Genomic DNA, 20717 nt, shown 5'->3' with positions numbered 1-20717 from the left:
TACAACAAATAAGATGAACATTTTTTTATTAACAAATATAAATAATCTATGTAAAGAAAATTTACATAAAATTTACATAAATAGGTTAGTCTTTTTTATGAAAGTGCTATATAATGTACACGTTATGAAAATAAGGGAGGAATTATTTTTATGTTAAAAAATTGGTTTAAGAAAGCAGCGCTAACAGTAGCTTCTGCTGCAACACTTGTATCTGTAGCAATGCCAGCTGTAGCTGCTCAAGAAACGACCCAGATTGATGAGTTATCCATTGGGTTTGTACCATCGCGAGATCCAGAAGAAATTGTTACTGCAACTGAGCCTTTAGAGCAATTATTGATTGATGAATTAGCAAAACTAGGTTATGAAGTGGGTTCTGTTGATATCACTGTTGGTACTTCATATGAAGGTGTTGGTGAAGGATTATCAGCTGGAACAATTGATATAGGATTTATTCCTGGTGGAACTTACGTACTATATGATGATGGTGCTGAAGTGATATTAACTTCTACGCGTGCTGGTTTAAGTAACGATTCAGAGAATCCAGCTGAATGGAATGCTAACAAACCAACTGAAGCAACAGATGAACAAGTTACCTATTACCGTGCTATTATGATCGCTGGACCGTCTGAAAAAGGACGCGAATTAGCTGATAAAGTAAATAACGGTGAAGAATTATCGTTTGAAGATTTAAACTCTGCTAACTGGTCAGTAATGAGTCCATCTTCTTCAGCAGGCTACATCTATCCAACGATTTGGTTACAAGATAACTTTGGACATAACTTAAGCGACCTTGAAAACTTAGTGCAAGCTGATTCATACTTAAACTCATTTGCACGTTTAGCATCTGGACAAGTAGATGTTTTAACTGTATTTGCTGACGGACGTCGCGACTATGTTGATCAATGGGAAGCTGAATTAGGCGGAGAAAATGATATCTGGACAGATACAGATGTTATTGGTGTAACGCCAGGTATTTATAACGATACTATTTCAGTAAGTAATAATTCAGACGCTATGACTGATGAATTGAAAGCAGCTTTACAAGAAGCATTTATCAATATTTCTGAAACTGACGAAGGAAAAGAAATCATTGCTATCTATGCTCATGAAGGTTATGAAATTGCAGAAAGTGCTGACTACGATGTAGAGCGTCAAGCACAACAAATTTTGCGCGACCAATCGAACTAATAACTAAATTTACTATATAGATATAAGAGCTAGGATCTATCCTAGCTCTTATTTGCTTGAAGAAAGGTTTGTAATAATATGATTAAATTTGAAAACGTAAGTAAAAAATATCCAAATGGTGTAACAGCTCTAAAAGATGTTAATTTAACGATTGAACAAGGTGAGTTTGTCGCAATTATTGGTTTATCGGGTGCTGGTAAATCAACTTTAATACGATGTATTAACCGTATGCACAGTATTTCCGAAGGGACTTTAACTGTTGATGATGAAAATGTAACAAGTTTAAGCTCAAAAGAATTAAGACGTTTCCGCCGTAAAATTGGTATGATTTTCCAATCATTTAACTTAGTCACACGTATTAGTGTGTTAAACAATGTATTAGTGTCGAGTGTACCAGGCTTACCTTTTTGGCGAAAACTTACAGGAAGTTTCACGAAGGAGGATAAAATCCGTGGATTAGAAGCTTTAGATAAAGTAGGGATTTTAGACAAAGCTTATACACGAGTTGATCAACTATCAGGTGGACAACAACAACGTGTTGCCCTAGCAAGAACGTTAGCACAAAACCCATCGATTATTTTAGCAGATGAGCCAGTAGCATCACTTGACCCCGTAACGGCAAAAGTAGTTATGGATGACTTTAAACGTATTAATACAGAAATGAATATTTCAGTTCTTATAAATATTCACCATGTTGATTTAGCATTAGAGTATGCAGATCGCATAATTGGAATTGCAAAAGGTGAAGTTGTTTATGACGGTCCTTCAAGTGAAGTAAATCAAGAGGTATTAAACAAAATTTACCAAAACCAACCAGTTGAAGTTGTTGAATCTTCAATTACACCGTTATAGGAGGCGAGATGAGTGGAATTAAAACTTTATGATCGCATTTTTAAACCGAAAGAAATAACTTTGTCTAATGGTAAGTCCGTTTATCAGAAAGCTACAAGAGTGCCACTGATTATTTTATTATTATTAATTTTTACATTTATAGCACTTCGGGTTACTGAAACTGAATTATCAGTGTTAGCTGAACGAGGAGAGCAATTCTTTGTAATCTTAGGTCAAATGATTCCACCAAATTGGAAGTATTCAAGCAATATATGGCGACCAATGATTGATACAATTCAAATGTCTTTATTAGGATCAGTTCTTGGAGCGATTGTAGCAATACCTATTGCTATGTTATCTTCTGCGAATTTAATCCAAAGTCGTTGGGTTACTGGTATCTTTAAATTATTTTTGTCAATTACACGTACATTACCAACACTAATCACAGCTTCAATTGCAACATTTGTATTCGGAATTGGAACGACTGCAGGGACAATAGCAATCTTCATCTTTACTTTCTCATATATTGGTAAATTAATGTATGAAAACATTGAGAATATTGATATGGGACCATTCGAAGCTATGGAGTCAATGGGGTTATCGAAAGTCGAAGCATTCCGTTACGCAGTGGTACCACAAATTATGCCAACGTACTTATCAGTATCACTTTTCGCTTTTGAAGGTAATATTCGATACGCAGCGATATTAGGATACGTAGGTGCAGGTGGTATTGGCTTAATCTTAAACCAAGAATTAGGTTGGCGTGATTATGCGAATGCAGGGATGATTTTATTAATACTAATGGTAGTTGTATTTATCATTGAACAAATTAGTGAATATTATCGCCAACGACTAACTTAGAAAGAGGCATCAAGAATGAATAATATGATTAATAAACAACTCGAACGTGAACCCGACCGCCGAGTATACTACATTACAATATTCGCCATTTTAATTGGATTATTAATTTGGTCGATGACGGGAGTTCAATTTAACGGAATAGATAGTAGAGGATCGACAATCGCAAGTAATATAATTACAGGGATTTTTACGCCGGATTTAGAATTCTTATTTAATTTCTCTGATGATGGTGTTCCGTACTTATTATTTGAAACAATTTGTATTGCATTTTTAGGAACAATTTTTGGGTCGATACTTGCAATACCGGTCGCATTCTTAATGTCACAAAGTATTGTTGGTCCAGTCCTGTCATTTATAGTAAGGACCTTACTTGTAATCGTACGTACGATTCCATCATTTGTATATGGATTGATGTTCATCCGAGTGACAGGACCAGGAGCATACGCTGGTGTTCTGACAATGTCTATTACTTCTATTGGAATGGTTTCTAAATTATACCTTGATACAATAGAAGAAATTGACGGTGGGATATTAGAAGCAATGGAAGCGGCGGGATGTAACACATTCGAAAAGATTCGATATGGTGTCATTCCACAACTTTTCACTAACTTCTTATCAACAACAATATATCGCTTTGATATGAACTTACGAGACGCAACTGTATTAGGTTTAGTAGGAGCAGGTGGTATTGGAGCGCCTCTAATCTTTGCGATGAATGCTTATCGCTGGAGTGAGGTTGGATCAATACTAATAGGATTGATAATTTTAATCCTAGCGATTGAATACTTCTCATCGAAAATCCGAGAAAAACTTGTGAATGGTTAAAAACTTAAAAACTAAAGTAGCTAAAGGAATTCAAAAGGATTTCCTTAGCTATTTTTTTCTGTTCCTTCCATTATATGTACAATTAAAAAAAGTATTGAAAATAATTAAATATAATACTTTCATTTAAGATTGTTTTGCATTAAAATACTTAAAGTGATAAATTAAGACACAAAAGCGTATAATAACGGCATCTAGAAAACAAATAAAGTTTTTTGGAAAATAAATGCAAAAAAAGCTTGATTCTATTCGGAAGTTTCGTTATAATATTCGTTGTGTCATAAGTAGATTTACTTCTACTGAACGTAACACAGCCCCCTGCTATTTGAGGCGGGCGAGCTATGAAGCGAGAGGTTGCGACACGCTAGGCTGAGTTGCCAATGACCAGTGTAGTCGGTAATTCTTGCGGAGCAAGTCAATTTAACAAATTTGACGGAGGAGGAAAAAACAATGGCAAACCAAAAAATTCGTATTCGTCTGAAAGCATATGAGCATCGTGCACTTGATGTATCAGCGAATAAAATCGTAGAATCTGCACAAAGAACAGGAGCACAAACTGTAGGGCCAATCCCATTACCAACTGAACGTTCGGTATATACAGTAATCCGTTCACCACATAAATACAAAGATTCACGTGAGCAATTTGAAATGCGCACACACAAACGTTTAATCGATATCGTTAACCCAACTGCTAAAACAGTTGATGCATTAATGAAATTAGATTTACCAAGTGGTGTAGACGTAGAAATTAAGTTATAAAACAAAATAAAAAAATGGAGGTGTACTCATGACCAAAGGAATCTTAGGAACAAAAGTAGGAATGACGCAATTCTTTACGGAGAATGGTGAGCTGATCCCTGTAACAGTAGTTGAAGCTCAACCAAACGTTGTATTACAAGTGAAATCAAATGAAACAGATGGATATGAATCTGTACAATTAGGTTTCCAAGACAAACGTGAAGTATTAGCTAACAAACCTCATAAGGGTCATGTAGCGAAAGCAAACGCTACTCCTAAGCGCTTCATTCGCGAATTTCGTGATGTCGAGCTAGGAGATTATGAAGTAGGGCAAGAAATCACTGTAGAAACATTCGCAGTCGGAGACATCATCGATGTAACTGGAACTTCAAAAGGTAAAGGTTTCCAAGGGGTAATTAAACGTCACGGCCAAGCTCGTGGACCAATGTCTCATGGATCTCGTTTCCATCGTCGCCCAGGTGCGATGGCAATGGCAGCTTCACCATCACGTGTTTTGAAAGGTAAAAAATTACCTGGACAAACTGGTAGTGAGCAAGTAACGATTCAAAACTTAGAAATCGTAGCAGTTAATCCTGAAGATAATGTTATCCTTATTAAAGGTAACGTACCGGGATCGAAAAAATCTTTAGTACAAATTAAAAAAGCAATTAAATCTAACTAATTAAGAGGGGAGGAACGAGAATGACAAAAGTTACTTTATTTAAACAAGACGGATCGCAAGCTGGAGAAGTTGAGTTAAACGAATCAATCTTTGGTATCGAACCAAACGAAAGTGTTATGTTCGATGCAATTATTATGCAACGTGCATCATTACGTCAAGGCTCGCACGCAGTTAAAAACCGTAGCGCAGTTCGCGGTGGTGGACGTAAACCTTGGAGACAAAAAGGAACAGGTCGTGCACGTCAAGGATCTATCCGCTCACCACAATGGGTTGGTGGAGGAGTTGTCTTTGGTCCGACACCTCGTTCATACAGTTACAAATTACCAAGAAAAGTTCGTCGTTTAGCAATTTTATCAGCATTATCACAAAAAGTTGCTGAAGATAAATTTGTAGTTGTTGATGGATTAAGCTTAGATGCACCAAAAACAAAAGACCTTAAAGGTATTTTATCTAACTTAAGCTTAGATACTAAAACATTAATCGTTTTAGAAAACAACAACGAGAACGCATACTTATCAGCTCGTAACATTGATAACGTTAAAGTTATTGATGAGAACAACATGAACGTATTAGATGTTGTAAATTACGACAGAGTATTAATCACACAAGCAGCATTATCAACAGTAGAGGAGGCATTAGCATAATGGAATTTTCAGAAGTAATCCTACGTCCAGTAATTACTGAGCAATCTATGTATAACATTGACGATAATAAATACACTTTTGAAGTAGATCGTCGTGCTAACAAAAACCTTATTAAACAAGCTGTTGAGGCTATGTTTGAAGGCGTTAAAGTAGATAAAGTAAATACTATCAACGTTGATGGAAAAGCAAAACGTATGGGTCGTCATTCAGGATTCACACGTAAATACAAAAAAGCAATCGTTACATTAAAAGCTGATTCAGCTAACATCGAATTATTCGAATCAGAAGACGCAGAATAATTCACTAAAATAAGTCAAGTAGGAGGGAATTCGAGTGGCAATTAAACACTACAAACCGATAACTAACGGTCGTCGTAATATGACTGGTTATGACTTCTCAGAGATTACAACTAAAACTCCTGAAAAATCATTAATAGAATCGAAAAAACAAAACGCTGGTCGTAACAGCCAAGGTAAAATTACAGTTCGTCACAACGGTGGTGGACACAAACGTGCATACCGTGTTATCGACTTCAAACGTAACAAAGATAACGTAGTTGGAACAGTTAAAACTATCGAATATGATCCAAACCGTAGCGCGAACATCGCATTAGTAAACTACGAAGATGGAATCAAAACATACATCATCGCACCAAAAGGACTAAAAGTTGGTCAAAAGATTGAATCTGGTGCAGACGCGGATATCAAAGTAGGGAATGCATTACCATTAATCAACATTCCTGTTGGTTCTGTTGTTCATAATATTGAGTTAAAACCAGGTAAAGGTGGACAATTAGTTCGTTCTGCTGGTACAAGTGCTCAAGTATTAGGTCAAGAAGGTAAATATACATTAGTACGTTTAGCTTCAGGTGAAGTTCGTATGATCTTATCAACATGTCGTGCAACAATCGGTACTGTTGGTAACGAGCAACACGAATTAATTAACATTGGTAAAGCAGGTCGTAAACGTTGGTTATCTAAACGTCCAACTGTTCGTGGATCTGTAATGAACCCTAACGATCACCCACACGGTGGTGGTGAAGGTAAAGCTCCAATCGGGCGCCCAAGTCCAATGTCACCATGGGGTAAAAAGACACTTGGTCTTAAAACTCGTAACAAGAAGAAAAAATCAAGTAAATTAATTATTCGTGGACGTAAGAAATAATCGCTATAGATTAAATTTTCGAAGGGAGGCTACACTGTGAGTCGTAGTTTGAAAAAAGGGCCATTTATTGATGCACACTTAATGAAAAAAGTAGAAGCTCAAGCAGATGCTCAGAAAAAACAAGTTATTAAAACATGGTCGCGTCGTTCAACAATTTTCCCAAACTTCATTGGTTTAACAATTGCAGTATATGATGGACGTAGACATGTCCCAGTATACATCCAAGAAGATATGGTAGGGCATAAATTGGGTGAATTCGCACCAACTCGTACATATAAAGGTCATGCAAATGACGATAAGAAAACTGGAAGACGTTAATAAAGGAGGGAATTTAGATGTCAGAACAAATTACATCTGCAACAGCAACAGCAAAAACAATCCGCATTGCCCCTCGTAAAGTTCGTCTAGTAACTGATTTAATTAGAGGAAAAAGCATAGGTGAAGCAATTTCTATACTGAAATTCACACCAAGATCAGCATCACCTGCTGTCGAGAAAGTCTTAATGTCAGCAATTGCTAACGCGGAACACAACTATGATTTAGATTTAGAGAACTTATTTGTTAGTGAAGCATTCGTGAACGAAGGACCAACGATGAAACGTTTCCGTCCACGTGCAAAAGGATCAGCTTCACCAATTAACAAGAGAACAAGCCACATCACAATTGTGGTATCAGAGAAAGAGGAGGCATAATACATGGGTCAAAAAGTACATCCAATTGGTATGCGTGTTGGCGTAATCCGTGATTGGGATGCTAAGTGGTATGCTGATAAGAAGTATGCCGAATTCCTACATGAAGATTTACGCATTCGTGAGTACATCTACGGTAAACTTTCAGACGCTTCAATTTCGACAATCCAAATTGAACGTGCAGCTAACCGTGTTATTGTTTCAGTTCATACTGCTAAGCCAGGAATGGTTATTGGTAAAGGTGGATCTGAAGTTGATGCATTACGTACTAAGTTAAATAACTTAACTGGTAAAAAAGTACACATCAACATTGTAGAAATCAAACAAGCAAACTTAGATGCTAAATTAGTAGCTGAAGATATTGCTCGTCAATTAGAAAACCGTGTTGCATTCCGTCGTGCTCAAAAGCAAGCTATCCAACGTGTTATGCGTGCTGGTGCACAAGGAGTTAAAACACAAGTATCTGGACGTTTAAATGGTGCTGATATGGCACGTACTGAACACTACAGTGAAGGTACAGTTCCATTACATACACTTCGCTCAGATATTGATTACGCTTGGGAAGAAGCAGATACTACATACGGTAAACTAGGTGTTAAAGTATGGATCTGTCGTGGAGAAATCCTTCCTGCAGCAACTGAAAACAATCAGAGAGGAGGAAATTAATCATGTTAGTACCTAAACGTGTAAAACACCGTCGTGAATTCCGTGGTAAAATGCGTGGAGAAGCAAAAGGTGGAAAAAACATTGACTTTGGAACATATGGTTTAAGAGCTATTGAATCTAAATGGATCACAAACCGTCAAATCGAAGCAGCTCGTATCGCTATGACACGTTATATGAAACGTGGTGGGAAAGTATGGATTAAAATCTTCCCTCACAAGTCGTATACATCTAAGCCAATCGGAATCCGTATGGGTAAAGGTAAAGGTGCTCCAGAAGGATGGGTTGCACCAGTTAAACGTGGTAAAATCATGTTTGAAATTGATGGAGTCTCTGAAGAGGTAGCTCGTGAAGCTTTCCGTCTGGCATCAAACAAATTACCGATTAAAACAAAATTCGTAAAACGTGAAGAATATGGTGGTGAATCGAATGCAAATTAAAGATATTAGAGAATTATCCACTGCTGATATGGTTAACAAAGAAAAAGAATATAAAAAAGAATTATTCAATCTTCGATTCCAATTAGCAACAGGACAATTAGAAAACACTGCCCGTTTACGTCAAGTACGTAAAACAATTGCTCGTATTAAAACTGTCTTACGTGAACAAGAACTGACTAAATAATAAAAGGAGGCAGATGTTAAATGACTGAAGAACGTAACAAACGTAAAGTTTACCGTGGTCGTGTCGTTTCAGACAAAGGAGATAAAACAATTTCTGTTGTTGTTGAGACTCGTGTAGTACACCCTAAATATGGTAAACGTGTTAAATATTCAAAGAAATATACAGCACATGATGAAAACAATAGCGCTAAAGAAGGCGACATCGTTCGTATTATGGAAACTCGTCCCTTATCTAAAACGAAACGCTTCCGTTTATTAGATATCGTTGAAGAAGCTGTAATTATCTAATACATAAAGAAGAAACCGGAAGGAGGACATCAGAATGATTCAACAAGAAAGTCGATTAAAGGTTGCCGATAACTCTGGTGCACGTGAAGTATTAACTATTAAAGTACTGGGTGGATCAGGTCGTAAAACAGCTAACATTGGTGATGTAATTGTTGCAACAGTTAAACATGCAACACCTGGTGGAGTTGTCAAAAAAGGTGAAGTAGTAAAAGCAGTAATCGTACGCACAAAAACAGGAGCTCGTCGTAGTGATGGGTCTTATATTAAATTTGACGAAAATGCATGTGTCATTATTCGTGATGATAAGACACCTCGTGGAACACGTATTTTTGGACCAGTTGCACGTGAATTACGTGAAAACAACTTTATGCGTATCGTATCATTAGCTCCAGAAGTTCTTTAATCCAATTACGAAGGAGGAAACAATTCATGCGCATTAAATCAGGAGATACAGTAAAAATTATTACTGGTAAAGATAAAGGCGAAACAGGAACAGTTCTTAAAACTTTACCTAAGCAAGATAAAGTGATCGTTGAAGGGTTAAATATCCACAAACGTCACCAAAAACCTACTCAAATGGCAACAGGTGGAATCGAAGAATTCCCTGCTCCAATTCATGTATCAAACGTAAAATTAGTAGATTCAAACGGAGAAGCAACACGTGTTGGTTACCGTTTCGAAGATGGTAAAAAAGTACGTTACTCTAAAAAATCTGATACAACACTTAACTAATTTTTTTGGGAAGGAGGACAAACTTTAATGGAAAGCCGTTTAAAAGAAAGATATAAAAACGAAATCACTAACAAATTAGTTGAACAATTCAACTATTCTTCAGTAATGGAAGTACCAAAAGTTGACAAAATTGTTGTTAACATGGGTGTTGGTGACGCCGTTTCAAATGCTAAGAACTTAGACAAAGCAGTTGCAGAATTAACATTATTAACTGGACAAAAACCAGTTATTACTAAAGCAAAGAAATCGATTGCTGGATTCCGTCTTCGTGAGGGAATGCCAATTGGTGCTAAAGTTACTTTACGTGGTCAAAGAATGTATGATTTCTTAGATAAATTAATCTCAGTATCATTACCACGTGTACGTGACTTCCAAGGGATCTCAAACAAAGCGTTTGATGGTCGTGGAAACTATACTTTAGGTGTTAAAGAACAATTAATTTTCCCGGAAATTAACTACGATAACGTAGATAAAGTTCGAGGAATGGACATTGTTATCGTTACAACAGCTAAAACTGATGAAGAATCACATGCCCTACTTAAAGAGTTAGGTATGCCGTTTAAAAAATAATAAAGGAGGCGAATCGTATTGGCTAAAAAATCAATGGTAGAAAAAAATCGTCGTACAGCAAAATTCCAAGTAAGAGAATATACACGTTGTGAACGTTGTGGTCGTCCACATTCAGTTTACCGTAAGTTCAAACTTTGCCGTATTTGCTTCCGTGAACTTGCTTATAAAGGACAAATTCCTGGCGTTAAGAAAGCAAGCTGGTAATTCAAATACTTTTAATCTAAGGAGGTAAATACACATGGTAATGACAGATCCAATTGCAGATTTTTTAACAAGAATCCGTAATGCAAACGCACAAAAACATACATCTGTAACAGCACCATCTTCTAATACAAAAGTGGCAATTGCTGAAATCTTAAAAAACGAAGGTTTCATCAAAGGTTATGAGGTAACTGAAGATAACAAACAAAATGTAATTAAATTAAACTTAAAATACGGACGTAATAACGAAAAAGTTATTACTGGACTAAAACGTATTTCAAAACCTGGTTTACGTGTTTACGCTAAATCAGAAGATATCCCTAAAGTATTAAACGGATTAGGAATCGCGATCGTTTCAACTTCTCGTGGATTAGTAACTGACAAAGTTGCTAGAAACGAAAGTATCGGTGGAGAAATCCTAGCATACGTTTGGTAATTTGTAGATAAATATTATAAAATATAAGGAGGTGCGGTACTGTGAGTCGTATAGGTAAAAAACCTGTAGTAATTCCATCAGGAGTTACCGTAGAACTAAATGGTACTACAGCAACTGTTAAAGGGCCAAAAGGCGAATTAACTCGTGAATTATCACCAGTAATTTCATTAGAAATCGCGGATAACGAAATCACTTTCACTCGTCCAAATGACAATAAAGCCAACCGCTCAATCCATGGTACTACTCGTTCGTTAATTGCTAACATGATCGAGGGTGTATCTACAGGATTTAAAAAAGAATTAGAACTAATTGGTGTTGGTTACCGTGCACAAAAACAAGGTAACAAACTTACTTTAAGTGTTGGTTTATCACATCCAGTTGAATTTGAAGCAAGCGAAGGTGTTGATTTTGAAGTTCCTTCAAACACACAAATCGTAGTTCAAGGATTCAACAAAGAAAAAGTTGGAGAATTAGCAGCAAACATTCGTGCAGTTCGTCCACCAGAGCCGTATAAAGGTAAAGGAATTCGCTATGTTGGTGAATTTGTTCGCCGTAAAGAAGGTAAAACTGGTAAATAATAAATAAAATTAAAGAGGTGACAAAATGATTTCAAAACCAGAAAGAAATAAATTACGTAAGAAAAGACATTTACGTATCCGTAATAGAATCTCTGGTACTGCAGAGTGCCCACGCTTAAACGTATTCCGTTCGAATACGAACATCTACGCTCAATTAATTGATGACGTAGCGGGTGTGACGCTAGTCAGTGCCTCTTCTCAAGACGAAGAAGTTAAATCAAATGGAACTAAAGTCGAACAAGCTGCATCAGTTGGTAAATTAATCGCTGAACGCGCAACAGCTGCTGGACATAAAGCAGTTGTATTTGACCGTGGTGGATATGTATATCACGGACGCGTTGAAGCATTAGCTGTAGCTGCTCGTGAAAACGGCTTAGAATTTTAATAGAAAGGGGAACACTGTTTAATGGAATTTATTAATCCAGCAACATTAGGCGAAATTGAAGATCGCGTAGTTGCCATTAACCGCGTAACTAAAGTTGTTAAAGGTGGACGTCGTCTACGTTTCTCTGCTTTAGTAGTCGTTGGTGACAAAAATGGTCACGTTGGTTTCGGTACAGGTAAAGCTCAAGAAGTACCAGAAGCTATCCGTAAAGGAATCGAAGATGCTAAGAGAAACATGATTAAAGTACCTACATCAGGAACAACTATTCCTCATGAAGTTATTGGTGAATTCTGTGGAGGTCAAGTATTACTTAAACCTGCAACAGCCGGATCTGGAGTTGCCGCTGGTGGCCCAGTTCGTGCCGTTATTGAGTTAGCTGGAATTGCTGACGTAACAAGTAAATCACTTGGTTCAAACACACCAATTAATATGATTACTGCAACTATTGAAGGTCTAAAAAATCTTAAAGAAGCTGAACAAGTTGCTGCATTACGTGGCAAGTCAGTTGAAGAACTTTTAGGATAGGAGGACATTTAATGGCCAACTTAGAAATTACATTAAAACGTAGCTTTATTGGACGTAAACAAAACCAAATTCAAACTGCAAAGGCATTAGGTTTAACAAAGCTTAATAAAACTGTAGTAAAACCAGATAATGAATCTGTTCGTGGAATGGTTCGTACAATAAGCCATATGGTAGAAGTCAAAGAAGCTTAAGTATAAAATCTTATATAAGGAGGTGCCGAAGGAATGAAACTTCATACATTACAACCTGCTGAAGGATCTCGCAAATTACGTAACCGTGTTGGGCGTGGTCAAGGTTCAGGTAACGGAAAGACTGCTGGTCGTGGACAAAAAGGTCAAAAAGCACGCTCAGGTGGAGGAGTACGTTTAGGATTTGAAGGTGGACAACAACCTTTATTCCGTCGTTTACCAAAACGTGGTTTCACTAACATTAATCGTAAAGATTATGCAGTAGTGAACTTAGAAACATTAAACCGTTTTGAAGATGGCACAACAGTTACACCAGCTTTATTAATTGAATCTGGAGTTGTGAAAAACGAATTGTCAGGAGTTAAAATTTTAGGTGATGGTAATTTAGAAAAGAAATTAACAGTACAAGCTGCTAAGTTCTCTAAATCTGCTGAAGAAGCAATCACTGCTGCTGGTGGATCGATCGAGGTGATTTAATGTTTTCCTTCTTGAAAAATGCATTCGCTGTTAGAGATATTCGACGTAGAATTCTTTTTACTTTGTTTATCTTTGCAGTATTCCGTTTAGGTTCACATATCCCAGTTCCAGGCGTTAATGCTGGAGCTTTACAATCATTAAGTAATACTGGGGTATTAGGCTTATTGAATACTTTTGGTGGGGGAGCACTTCAGAGATATTCTATCTTTGCGATGGGTGTTTCACCATACATTACAGCATCAATCATTATGCAATTATTGCAGATGGACTTAGTACCTAAATTTACCGAGTGGGCCAAACAAGGTGAGGTCGGTAGACGTAAGTTAAATCAATCAACTACATACGCGGCTATAGTTTTAGGATTTATTCAATCTTTAGGTTTATCATTTGGATTCAACCAGTTATCTGGTTTAGGACTAATTGATAACCCAACAACTGCTACATACTTGACGATAGCTTTAATCTTAACTTCTGGAACAATGTTCCTAGTATGGTTAGGTGAGCAAATCACACGTAATGGTGTCGGTAACGGAGTATCAATGTTGATCTTTGCCGGTATTATCGCAGAAGTACCTAAAGACTTTTACGGATTCTTCCAAAACTCAATTTCTGGTATAGCAGGTAGCGAGCTTACTCAAAACTTGTTAATTTTACTAGCAATTGTTATGGTTATCGTAATAAGTATTGTAATTGTTGTTCTAATGGAAAGAGCACAAAGACGTATTCCAATTCATCACTCTAAGAAAGCTTCAGGTGCCAGACATACTGCTCACCTGCCGTTAAAGATTAACTCTGCTGGTGTTATACCCGTGATTTTCGCAACATCATTTATAACAACACCGCAAACTATCTTTTCTTTCTTAAGTACAGAAAACGCTGGACCCGTGATGCAATTTTTCGGAAACTTGTTTAATTTACAACATCCATTAGGTGCAGTATTCTATACTGTCTTATTAATTGCCTTTACATACTTTTATTCATTAATTCAGGTTAACCCTGAAAAAGTAGCAGAAAACTTACAGAAACAAGGCGCTTATATTCCAAGTGTACGTCCTGGTAATGATACTGAGACATTTATTACACGACTAATTAATCGTTTAAGTGGGGTCGGCGCATTATATCTAACATTAATTGCCGTCTTGCCGATTGTTGCTGGATTTATCTGGGAAATACCAATGAATATATCACTAAGTGGAACAAGTATTTTGATTGTTGTAGGTGTTGCAATTGAGACAACTAAACAAATCGAAGGTAGAATGGTTAAACGTCGCTATAAAGGATTTCTTTATCAATAGTTCATCGATACTAAATAAGTAAGGACGATTTATATATGAATATTTTATTAATGGGCCTTCCCGGAGCAGGGAAAGGAACACAAAGTGAACATATCTCCAAAGACTATCCAATGGTACATATTGCTACAGGGGATATCTTCCGTGAAGCAATAAAGAATGAAACGAAATTGGGATTAGAAGCTAAATCATATACTGATGCTGGTAATCTTGTGCCTGATGATGTTACGAACAACTTAGTTCGCGAGCGTTTATCACAAACAGATGTTCAAGCTGATGGATTTATGTTAGACGGCTACCCAAGAACGCTTCAACAAGCACATGCACTAGAAGAGAATTTAAAAGATATGAATTCTGATATTGACGCTGTTATTTATATTGATGTTAATTCAGAAGTCCTAGAAGAACGTCTAAGTGGTCGAATTATTTGTCGTGACTGTGGAGCTACTTATCATAAAGTATACAATCCACCTTCTGTTGACGGAGTTTGTGATAGCTGTGGTTCTCACGATTTCTATCAACGTGAAGACGACAAACCTGAAAAAGTTAGACACCGTATTAACTTACAGATGGAATCAATCAAACCGATCTTAGAATTCTACGATGATAAAAACATACTACACCGCATTAGTGGTGAAAATCCGATTGAAGTAGTTTATCGTGAGATACGTAATATTCTTGGAGAATAGATACAAAAGCATTTCACTAACTGGTAAAAAAAGGAGGAAGTATTAATGGCTAAAGATGATGTTATTGAAGTAGAAGGAATAATTTTAGAAACCTTGCCAAATGCAATGTTCAAAGTTGAATTAGAAAATGGCCACGAAATTTTAGCTCATGTTTCAGGTAAAATTCGTATGAACTATATCCGTATTTTGCCAGGAGATAAAGTAACAGTTGAAATGTCTCCTTATGATTTGACTAAAGGTCGAATTACATATCGCTTTAAATAGTCGATGGTTAAGAAGTTTAAGGAGGGAAAATGATGAAAGTTAGAGCATCAGTAAAACCAATTTGTGAGAAATGCAAAGTTATCCGCCGTAACGGTAAAGTAATGGTAATTTGCGAAAATCCAAAACACAAACAACGTCAAGGTTAATTTTAAGAAGAAGGAGGAAACTAGTCTATGGCTCGTATAGCAGGAGTTGATATTCCACGTGACAAACGTATCGTTATTTCATTAACATATGTATTTGGTATCGGGAATACTACAGCAAAACAAATCTGTGCAGATGCAAATGTATCTGAGAACACTCGCGTGCAAGATCTTTCAAACGATGAATTAGACCGTTTACGTTCTATTGTTGACGGAATCAAAGTTGAAGGTGACTTACGTCGTGAAGTAAGTTTAGACATCAAACGATTACAAGAAATCGGTTCATACCGTGGTAACCGTCACCGTCGTAACTTACCAGTTCGCGGACAAAACACTAAAAACAATGCACGTACTCGTAAAGGTCCTAAGAAATCAGTACAAGGTAAGAAATAATTAATTAATTTAAAAGGGAGGTTAAGACTTCATGGCAAAAAGACAACAAGCTCGTAGACGTCGTCGCGACAGAAAAAATATTGAACGTGGAATTGCACATATTCGTTCTACATTCAATAACACAATCGTTATGATTACTGACGAGAATGGTAACGCACTTTCTTGGTCATCAGCTGGATCATTAGGATTCCGCGGATCAAAAAAATCTACTCCATTCGCAGCTCAAATGGCATCAGAAGTTGCTGCTAAAGGCGCAATGGAACATGGTATGAAATCTGTAGAAGTTGCAGTTAAAGGACCAGGTTCTGGTCGTGAATCAGCAATTCGTTCATTACAAGCAGCTGGATTAGAAGTATCAGCTATTCGTGACGTTACCCCAATCCCACATAATGGTGCTCGCCCACCAAAACGTCGTCGTGTTTAATGATAATTGCTTTATAATTGAAATATATTAATGTTGCTACAAAATTATCATTGAGACATAACGTATTGAAAGGGGAAAATTACTAATGATCGAGATTGAAAAACCAGAGATTACAACGGTTGAAGTCAGTGAAGACGAAAAATTTGGCAAGATCGTGATTGAACCATTAGAACGTGGATATGGAACAACTCTTGGAAACTCATTACGTCGTATTCTGCTATCTTCCTTACCAGGTGCAGCAGTAACTAATATTCAAATTGATGGTGTACTACATGAGTTTGCTACAGTCGATGGTGTAGTTGAAGATGTTCCAACGATCATTTTAAACTTAAAGAAGTTAGCCCTTAAATTGCACACGGATGAAAGCAAAGTAATTGAATTAAATGTTACGGGTCCAAAAACAGTAACTGCTGCAGACATTATTCATGATAATGATGTACAAATTTTAAATCCTGATTTACATATTTGTACCTTAGCTCAAGACGCAGAATTGAACATGCGAATTAATGTTTCAAACGGTCGAGGCTATGCACGTAGCGACTACAATAAGACTGATGATATGCCAATCGGTGTATTACCAATCGATTCAATTTATACACCAATTGAAAAAGTGAATTATCAAGTAGAAAATACTCGCATTGGTCAAAAAAATGTGTTCGATAAATTAACTTTAGACATTTGGACAGACGGATCTATTAGTCCAGAAAAATCATTAAGTTTAGCTGCAAAAATATTGACTGAACATTTAAATATCTTTGTAAACTTAAACGATGAAGCTCGTGAAGCTGAAATTATGGTTGAAAAGGAAGAAGCAGAAAAAGAAAAAGTTCTTATCATGACAATTGAGGAACTAGACTTATCTGTTCGTTCTTACAACTGCTTAAAACGTGCTGGAATTAATACAATTCAAGAACTTACAAACAAAACAGAAGCAGAAATGATGAAAGTTCGTAACTTAGGACGTAAATCATTAGCTGAAGTTAAAGGCAAATTAGATGATCTTGGCCTAGGTCTGAAAGACGACGAATAGTAGATCAATAGGGTTTATTATATAAGAAATGGAGGAATCTTAATGGCATACCGTAAATTAGGACGTACAAGTACTCAACGTAAAGCATTACTACGTGATTTAACGACTGATGTAATTATCAACGAAAGTATCGTAACAACTGAAGCTCGTGCTAAAGAAGTTCGTAAAACTGTTGAAAAAATGATTACATTAGGTAAAAAAGGTGACTTAGCTTCACGTCGTAAGGCAGCTTCATTCTTACGCCGCGAAATAGCTGATGCTCGTATCGAAGATGACGAAGTAATCATTGAATCAGTATTAGATCGTTTATTTGATAATTATGCTAACCGTTATGAAAGCCGTAATGGAGGTTATACACGTATCCTTAAAAAAGGTCCAAGACGTGGTGACGCAGCTCCAATGGTAATCTTAGAGTTAGTTTAATAGTTAAATAAGAACCAATAGTTTAGTCACTTAATGATGGAGAGTGTTATGATCAATAATTTGGTCTAGCTCTAATGCACAAGCAATATTTTTATTGCTTAGATTGGAGGAGATTTTCTCCTCCAATCAATGTGCTTCTATCGTAAGTGCTTTTTTTATAGTTAAGTTTATGATTCTAGTGAGAAATTTTCACAACATTAATGGTATATTTAACTATGAAAAAAACAGCAAGATGCGTCGCGAAAGGAAGATGACTATGACAAGCCCTATCATCGAACTAAAAGATATATCATTTCAGTATCAAGGTGTAGATTCGTTTGCACTATCAAATGTGAATCTATCCATTCATAAAGGAGAATGGGTTGCATTAATCGGACCGAATGGTTCTGGTAAATCTACTTTAGCTAAAATAATGAATGGTCTGTTAGTACCCGAAAGTGGAGAAGTCTTCATTAATGGTCAATTATTAAATGAAGAAACCGTTTGGGAAGCTAGAAGATCAGTTGGAATGGTGTTCCAAAATCCAGATAACCAATTCGTAGGTGCAACTGTTGAAGACGATGTGGCATTCGGCCTCGAAAATAATGGAGTAGAACGTCTAGAGATGATTCAACGAGTTGATGAAGCATTACTGCAAGTTAGAATGTCAGATCATAAAAAGAAAGAACCAGCTCGATTATCTGGAGGACAAAAACAACGTGTTGCTTTAGCAAGTGTTATCGCATTACGACCGGATGTTATTCTACTTGATGAAGCAACGGCAATGTTAGATCCGTTGGGTCGTGAAGAAGTTATTGAAGCAATTGAAAAAGTAAAAGAACAGCATGACTTAACTGTTATTTCTATTACTCATGATATTGACGAAGCTTCTAAAGCAGATCGTATTATTGTTATGCAAGCAGGAGAGAAGCAAAATGAAGGAGTTCCTGAAGATATCTTTAATTTGGGTGAAAACTTAATTGATATGGGACTTGATCTACCTTTCACTCAAAAGTTGAAACATGCATTAATAGAACGTGGAGTGGAAGTACCTGACGAATATTTCGAGGAGGAGGCTTTATTACAATGGATAATCCAATCGTATTTAACAACGTAGACCATGTATATAATGCTAATAGTCCTTTCGCTGTTTCAGCGTTAAGTAATGTCAGTTTAAATATTCCAAAAGGAAAGATAACTGCAATTATTGGACATACTGGATCTGGAAAATCGACACTGATTCAACATTTAAATGTTTTACTGAGGCCAACACAAGGTACAATAACAATAAATGGTGAAAAAATCACTCATGATTCTAAGAATAAAAATCTTAAAGCATTGAGAAAGCAAGTAAGTGTTGTTTTTCAATTTCCTGAATCTCAATTATTCGAAGAAACTGTTTTAAAAGATGTTATGTTTGGACCATTAAATTTCGGAGTATCAGAAGAAGAAGCTGAACGTATTGCACGAGAAAAACTATCATTAGTTGGTTTACCAGAGAATTTGTATGATCGTTCACCATTCGATTTGAGTGGGGGACAGATGAGAAGAGTTGCTATTGCTGGGGTCTTAGCCTTAGAGCCAAATGTACTTGTATTAGATGAACCAACAGCTGGTTTAGACCCAGCAGGACAAAAGTATATGCTTGAGATGTTTGTGAATTTACACAAAGAACAAAACTTAACTCTAGTATTAGTAACTCATCAGATGGAAGATGTGGCCTTATATGCTGATAATGTTATAGTCATGGAAAACGGAACGATTGCTAAATCTGGTGCGCCACTGGATATCTTTAGTGATGAAAGTAAGCTTGAATCACTGCAATTGTCGCTGCCACAATCACTGAAGTTCTTCAAAGATATAGATAACAATCTACATACGAATTATATTAAAGAAGCTCAACCCATTACAATTGATCAATTAGCAGATGAAATAGTGAAAATTAAACAGTCACAGACACTAGGAAAAGAGGTGTCACAGTAATGTTTGATAAATTACTTTTAGGTCGTTATATTCAAGGGGAGTCAGTCATTCATGAATTAGACCCGAGAACAAAATTACTAGGAAGCTTTTTCTTTATCGTAATTGTTTTTCTTGCTAATCATTGGTTGTCATACTTGTTACTTGCGGCTTTTGTATTTTTAGTTATTAAATTGAGTGATATTTCTATTTCATATTTTTTACGTGGGATTCGTCCGATGTTATGGATAATTATGTTTACGGTAGTCTTTCAAATGTTATTCACAGTTGGAGGAACGGTATACTTTCAATTAGGTCCAATCACAATAACATCCTTAGGTGTACTGAATGCCGTATATATCTTTATGCGTTTAGTATTAATTATTATGATGTCAACGATCTTGACCTTAACGACAGCACCTTTAGAGTTAACAGATGGAATAGAACACTTATTACGTCCATTAACTCGCTTAGGCTTCCCAGCTCATGAAGTAGCATTAATGTTATCCATTGCTTTGCGTTATGTTCCAACGTTAATGGATGAAGCTCAAAAAATTATGAATGCACAAAGAGCACGTGGAGTTGAATTTGATGAAGGTAGTTTTATTGATCGCATTAAAGCGATGGTACCAATCTTAATTCCACTTTTCGTTAGTGCTTTTAATCGAGCCGATGAGATGGCTGTTGCTATGGAAGCGCGTGGTTATCGAGGCGGAGAAGGCCGAACAAAATATAGACAGTTAAAATATTCTAAAATAGACGCTTATGCTGTTGTTGTACTGTTATTCGTAACTGTATCGCTTATAGCTTTGCGCTTTGTAGTTGGCTAAACGATA

At 36.5% G+C, this 20717-nt stretch carries 36 protein-coding genes; all 36 read left to right on the top strand.

Annotated elements, in window-relative coordinates:
- Positions 1-150: 150 nt before the first annotated feature.
- The 36 genes from HYQ40_04485 (at position 151) to HYQ40_04310 (ending at position 20711) form a co-directional block, all read left to right on the top strand.
- The gene (locus HYQ40_04485) at positions 151-1188 is read left to right on the top strand and encodes a PhnD/SsuA/transferrin family substrate-binding protein (GenBank protein ID MBZ6527024.1); all 1038 of its coding nucleotides are present in this window, start codon (positions 151-153) and stop codon (positions 1186-1188) included.
- A 78-nt stretch (positions 1189-1266) separates the two neighbouring features.
- Complete coding sequence (phnC, locus tag HYQ40_04480) at positions 1267-2040, top strand: phosphonate ABC transporter ATP-binding protein (GenBank protein ID MBZ6527023.1); 774 nt, start codon at positions 1267-1269, stop codon at positions 2038-2040.
- A gap of 36 nt (positions 2041-2076) precedes the next feature.
- Positions 2077-2880, top strand: coding sequence for a phosphonate ABC transporter, permease protein PhnE (gene phnE / locus HYQ40_04475; protein MBZ6527022.1), 804 nt, complete (start codon positions 2077-2079; stop codon positions 2878-2880).
- 15 nt (positions 2881-2895) lie between these two features.
- Complete coding sequence (phnE, locus tag HYQ40_04470; GenBank protein ID MBZ6527021.1) at positions 2896-3705, top strand: phosphonate ABC transporter, permease protein PhnE; 810 nt, start codon at positions 2896-2898, stop codon at positions 3703-3705.
- 447 nt (positions 3706-4152) lie between these two features.
- The gene (gene rpsJ, locus HYQ40_04465) at positions 4153-4461 is read left to right on the top strand and encodes a 30S ribosomal protein S10 (protein MBZ6527020.1); all 309 of its coding nucleotides are present in this window, start codon (positions 4153-4155) and stop codon (positions 4459-4461) included.
- A 28-nt stretch (positions 4462-4489) separates the two neighbouring features.
- Positions 4490-5122: a 50S ribosomal protein L3 gene (gene rplC / locus HYQ40_04460; protein ID MBZ6527019.1), complete on the top strand. Its 633-nt coding sequence runs from the start codon at positions 4490-4492 to the stop codon at positions 5120-5122.
- Positions 5123-5142: 20 nt separating this feature from the next.
- The gene (gene rplD, locus HYQ40_04455; GenBank protein ID MBZ6527018.1) at positions 5143-5766 is read left to right on the top strand and encodes a 50S ribosomal protein L4; all 624 of its coding nucleotides are present in this window, start codon (positions 5143-5145) and stop codon (positions 5764-5766) included.
- Entirely contained in the window at positions 5766-6065 is a 300-nt protein-coding gene (gene rplW / locus HYQ40_04450) for a 50S ribosomal protein L23 (protein MBZ6527017.1), read from the top strand. Before rplD ends, rplW begins: the two co-directional genes overlap by 1 nt.
- Before the next feature lie 34 nt (positions 6066-6099).
- Complete coding sequence (gene rplB / locus HYQ40_04445) at positions 6100-6930, top strand: 50S ribosomal protein L2 (protein ID MBZ6527016.1); 831 nt, start codon at positions 6100-6102, stop codon at positions 6928-6930.
- Between the two features lie 36 nt (positions 6931-6966).
- On the top strand, positions 6967-7248 hold the full coding sequence (gene rpsS, locus HYQ40_04440; GenBank protein MBZ6527015.1) for a 30S ribosomal protein S19: 282 nt from the start codon (positions 6967-6969) through the stop codon (positions 7246-7248).
- A gap of 17 nt (positions 7249-7265) precedes the next feature.
- Positions 7266-7622, top strand: coding sequence for a 50S ribosomal protein L22 (gene rplV / locus HYQ40_04435; GenBank protein MBZ6527014.1), 357 nt, complete (start codon positions 7266-7268; stop codon positions 7620-7622).
- A gap of 3 nt (positions 7623-7625) precedes the next feature.
- A complete protein-coding gene (gene rpsC / locus HYQ40_04430) occupies positions 7626-8285 on the top strand; it encodes a 30S ribosomal protein S3 (GenBank protein MBZ6527013.1) in 660 nt (219 codons plus the stop codon).
- 2 nt (positions 8286-8287) lie between these two features.
- Positions 8288-8722 (top strand): 50S ribosomal protein L16, encoded by a 435-nt coding sequence (gene rplP, locus HYQ40_04425; GenBank protein ID MBZ6527012.1) that lies wholly within the window; start codon positions 8288-8290, stop codon positions 8720-8722.
- Complete coding sequence (gene rpmC / locus HYQ40_04420) at positions 8712-8906, top strand: 50S ribosomal protein L29 (protein ID MBZ6527011.1); 195 nt, start codon at positions 8712-8714, stop codon at positions 8904-8906. Before rplP ends, rpmC begins: the two co-directional genes overlap by 11 nt.
- A 20-nt stretch (positions 8907-8926) precedes the next feature.
- Entirely contained in the window at positions 8927-9193 is a 267-nt protein-coding gene (rpsQ, locus tag HYQ40_04415; GenBank protein MBZ6527010.1) for a 30S ribosomal protein S17, read from the top strand.
- 34 nt (positions 9194-9227) lie between these two features.
- The gene (rplN, locus tag HYQ40_04410; GenBank protein ID MBZ6527009.1) at positions 9228-9596 is read left to right on the top strand and encodes a 50S ribosomal protein L14; all 369 of its coding nucleotides are present in this window, start codon (positions 9228-9230) and stop codon (positions 9594-9596) included.
- 26 nt (positions 9597-9622) lie between these two features.
- On the top strand, positions 9623-9925 hold the full coding sequence (gene rplX / locus HYQ40_04405; GenBank protein MBZ6527008.1) for a 50S ribosomal protein L24: 303 nt from the start codon (positions 9623-9625) through the stop codon (positions 9923-9925).
- Between the two features lie 27 nt (positions 9926-9952).
- Complete coding sequence (rplE, locus tag HYQ40_04400; protein ID MBZ6527007.1) at positions 9953-10495, top strand: 50S ribosomal protein L5; 543 nt, start codon at positions 9953-9955, stop codon at positions 10493-10495.
- An 18-nt stretch (positions 10496-10513) separates the two neighbouring features.
- A complete protein-coding gene (locus tag HYQ40_04395; protein ID MBZ6527006.1) occupies positions 10514-10699 on the top strand; it encodes a type Z 30S ribosomal protein S14 in 186 nt (61 codons plus the stop codon).
- Positions 10700-10733: 34 nt separating this feature from the next.
- A complete protein-coding gene (rpsH, locus tag HYQ40_04390) occupies positions 10734-11132 on the top strand; it encodes a 30S ribosomal protein S8 (GenBank protein ID MBZ6527005.1) in 399 nt (132 codons plus the stop codon).
- Positions 11133-11173: 41 nt separating this feature from the next.
- Positions 11174-11710, top strand: a complete 537-nt coding sequence (rplF, locus tag HYQ40_04385) for a 50S ribosomal protein L6 (GenBank protein MBZ6527004.1) — start codon at positions 11174-11176, stop codon at positions 11708-11710.
- Positions 11711-11735: 25 nt separating this feature from the next.
- Complete coding sequence (gene rplR / locus HYQ40_04380) at positions 11736-12095, top strand: 50S ribosomal protein L18 (protein MBZ6527003.1); 360 nt, start codon at positions 11736-11738, stop codon at positions 12093-12095.
- 21 nt (positions 12096-12116) lie between these two features.
- Positions 12117-12620: a 30S ribosomal protein S5 gene (rpsE, locus tag HYQ40_04375; protein ID MBZ6527002.1), complete on the top strand. Its 504-nt coding sequence runs from the start codon at positions 12117-12119 to the stop codon at positions 12618-12620.
- Between the two features lie 11 nt (positions 12621-12631).
- Positions 12632-12811, top strand: coding sequence for a 50S ribosomal protein L30 (gene rpmD / locus HYQ40_04370; protein MBZ6527001.1), 180 nt, complete (start codon positions 12632-12634; stop codon positions 12809-12811).
- A gap of 33 nt (positions 12812-12844) precedes the next feature.
- Complete coding sequence (gene rplO / locus HYQ40_04365) at positions 12845-13285, top strand: 50S ribosomal protein L15 (GenBank protein ID MBZ6527000.1); 441 nt, start codon at positions 12845-12847, stop codon at positions 13283-13285.
- Positions 13285-14580, top strand: coding sequence for a preprotein translocase subunit SecY (secY, locus tag HYQ40_04360; GenBank protein ID MBZ6526999.1), 1296 nt, complete (start codon positions 13285-13287; stop codon positions 14578-14580). Before rplO ends, secY begins: the two co-directional genes overlap by 1 nt.
- Before the next feature lie 35 nt (positions 14581-14615).
- Entirely contained in the window at positions 14616-15266 is a 651-nt protein-coding gene (locus tag HYQ40_04355; GenBank protein MBZ6526998.1) for an adenylate kinase, read from the top strand.
- Positions 15267-15311: 45 nt separating this feature from the next.
- A complete protein-coding gene (gene infA, locus HYQ40_04350; protein MBZ6526997.1) occupies positions 15312-15530 on the top strand; it encodes a translation initiation factor IF-1 in 219 nt (72 codons plus the stop codon).
- Between the two features lie 32 nt (positions 15531-15562).
- On the top strand, positions 15563-15676 hold the full coding sequence (gene rpmJ / locus HYQ40_04345; protein MBZ6526996.1) for a 50S ribosomal protein L36: 114 nt from the start codon (positions 15563-15565) through the stop codon (positions 15674-15676).
- Positions 15677-15703: 27 nt separating this feature from the next.
- Positions 15704-16066 carry a 30S ribosomal protein S13 gene (rpsM, locus tag HYQ40_04340; GenBank protein MBZ6526995.1) on the top strand — a complete coding sequence of 121 codons (363 nt, stop codon included), beginning with the start codon at positions 15704-15706 and terminating at the stop codon, positions 16064-16066.
- 31 nt (positions 16067-16097) lie between these two features.
- Positions 16098-16490, top strand: a complete 393-nt coding sequence (gene rpsK, locus HYQ40_04335) for a 30S ribosomal protein S11 (GenBank protein ID MBZ6526994.1) — start codon at positions 16098-16100, stop codon at positions 16488-16490.
- An 85-nt stretch (positions 16491-16575) separates the two neighbouring features.
- The gene (locus HYQ40_04330) at positions 16576-17520 is read left to right on the top strand and encodes a DNA-directed RNA polymerase subunit alpha (protein ID MBZ6526993.1); all 945 of its coding nucleotides are present in this window, start codon (positions 16576-16578) and stop codon (positions 17518-17520) included.
- Between the two features lie 42 nt (positions 17521-17562).
- Positions 17563-17943, top strand: a complete 381-nt coding sequence (rplQ, locus tag HYQ40_04325; protein ID MBZ6526992.1) for a 50S ribosomal protein L17 — start codon at positions 17563-17565, stop codon at positions 17941-17943.
- 256 nt (positions 17944-18199) lie between these two features.
- The gene (locus tag HYQ40_04320; GenBank protein ID MBZ6526991.1) at positions 18200-19039 is read left to right on the top strand and encodes an energy-coupling factor ABC transporter ATP-binding protein; all 840 of its coding nucleotides are present in this window, start codon (positions 18200-18202) and stop codon (positions 19037-19039) included.
- Complete coding sequence (locus tag HYQ40_04315) at positions 19009-19905, top strand: energy-coupling factor ABC transporter ATP-binding protein (protein MBZ6526990.1); 897 nt, start codon at positions 19009-19011, stop codon at positions 19903-19905. The genes HYQ40_04320 and HYQ40_04315 overlap by 31 nt, the downstream gene beginning before the upstream one ends.
- Positions 19905-20711: an energy-coupling factor transporter transmembrane protein EcfT gene (locus HYQ40_04310; protein ID MBZ6526989.1), complete on the top strand. Its 807-nt coding sequence runs from the start codon at positions 19905-19907 to the stop codon at positions 20709-20711. Before HYQ40_04315 ends, HYQ40_04310 begins: the two co-directional genes overlap by 1 nt.
- Positions 20712-20717: the final 6 nt, after the last annotated feature.

The organism is Aerococcaceae bacterium DSM 111021, assembly GCA_020112395.1.
Taxonomy (GTDB): Bacteria; Bacillota; Bacilli; order Lactobacillales; family Aerococcaceae; genus Ruoffia.
This window is presented reverse-complemented; position numbering and strand designations above follow the sequence as displayed.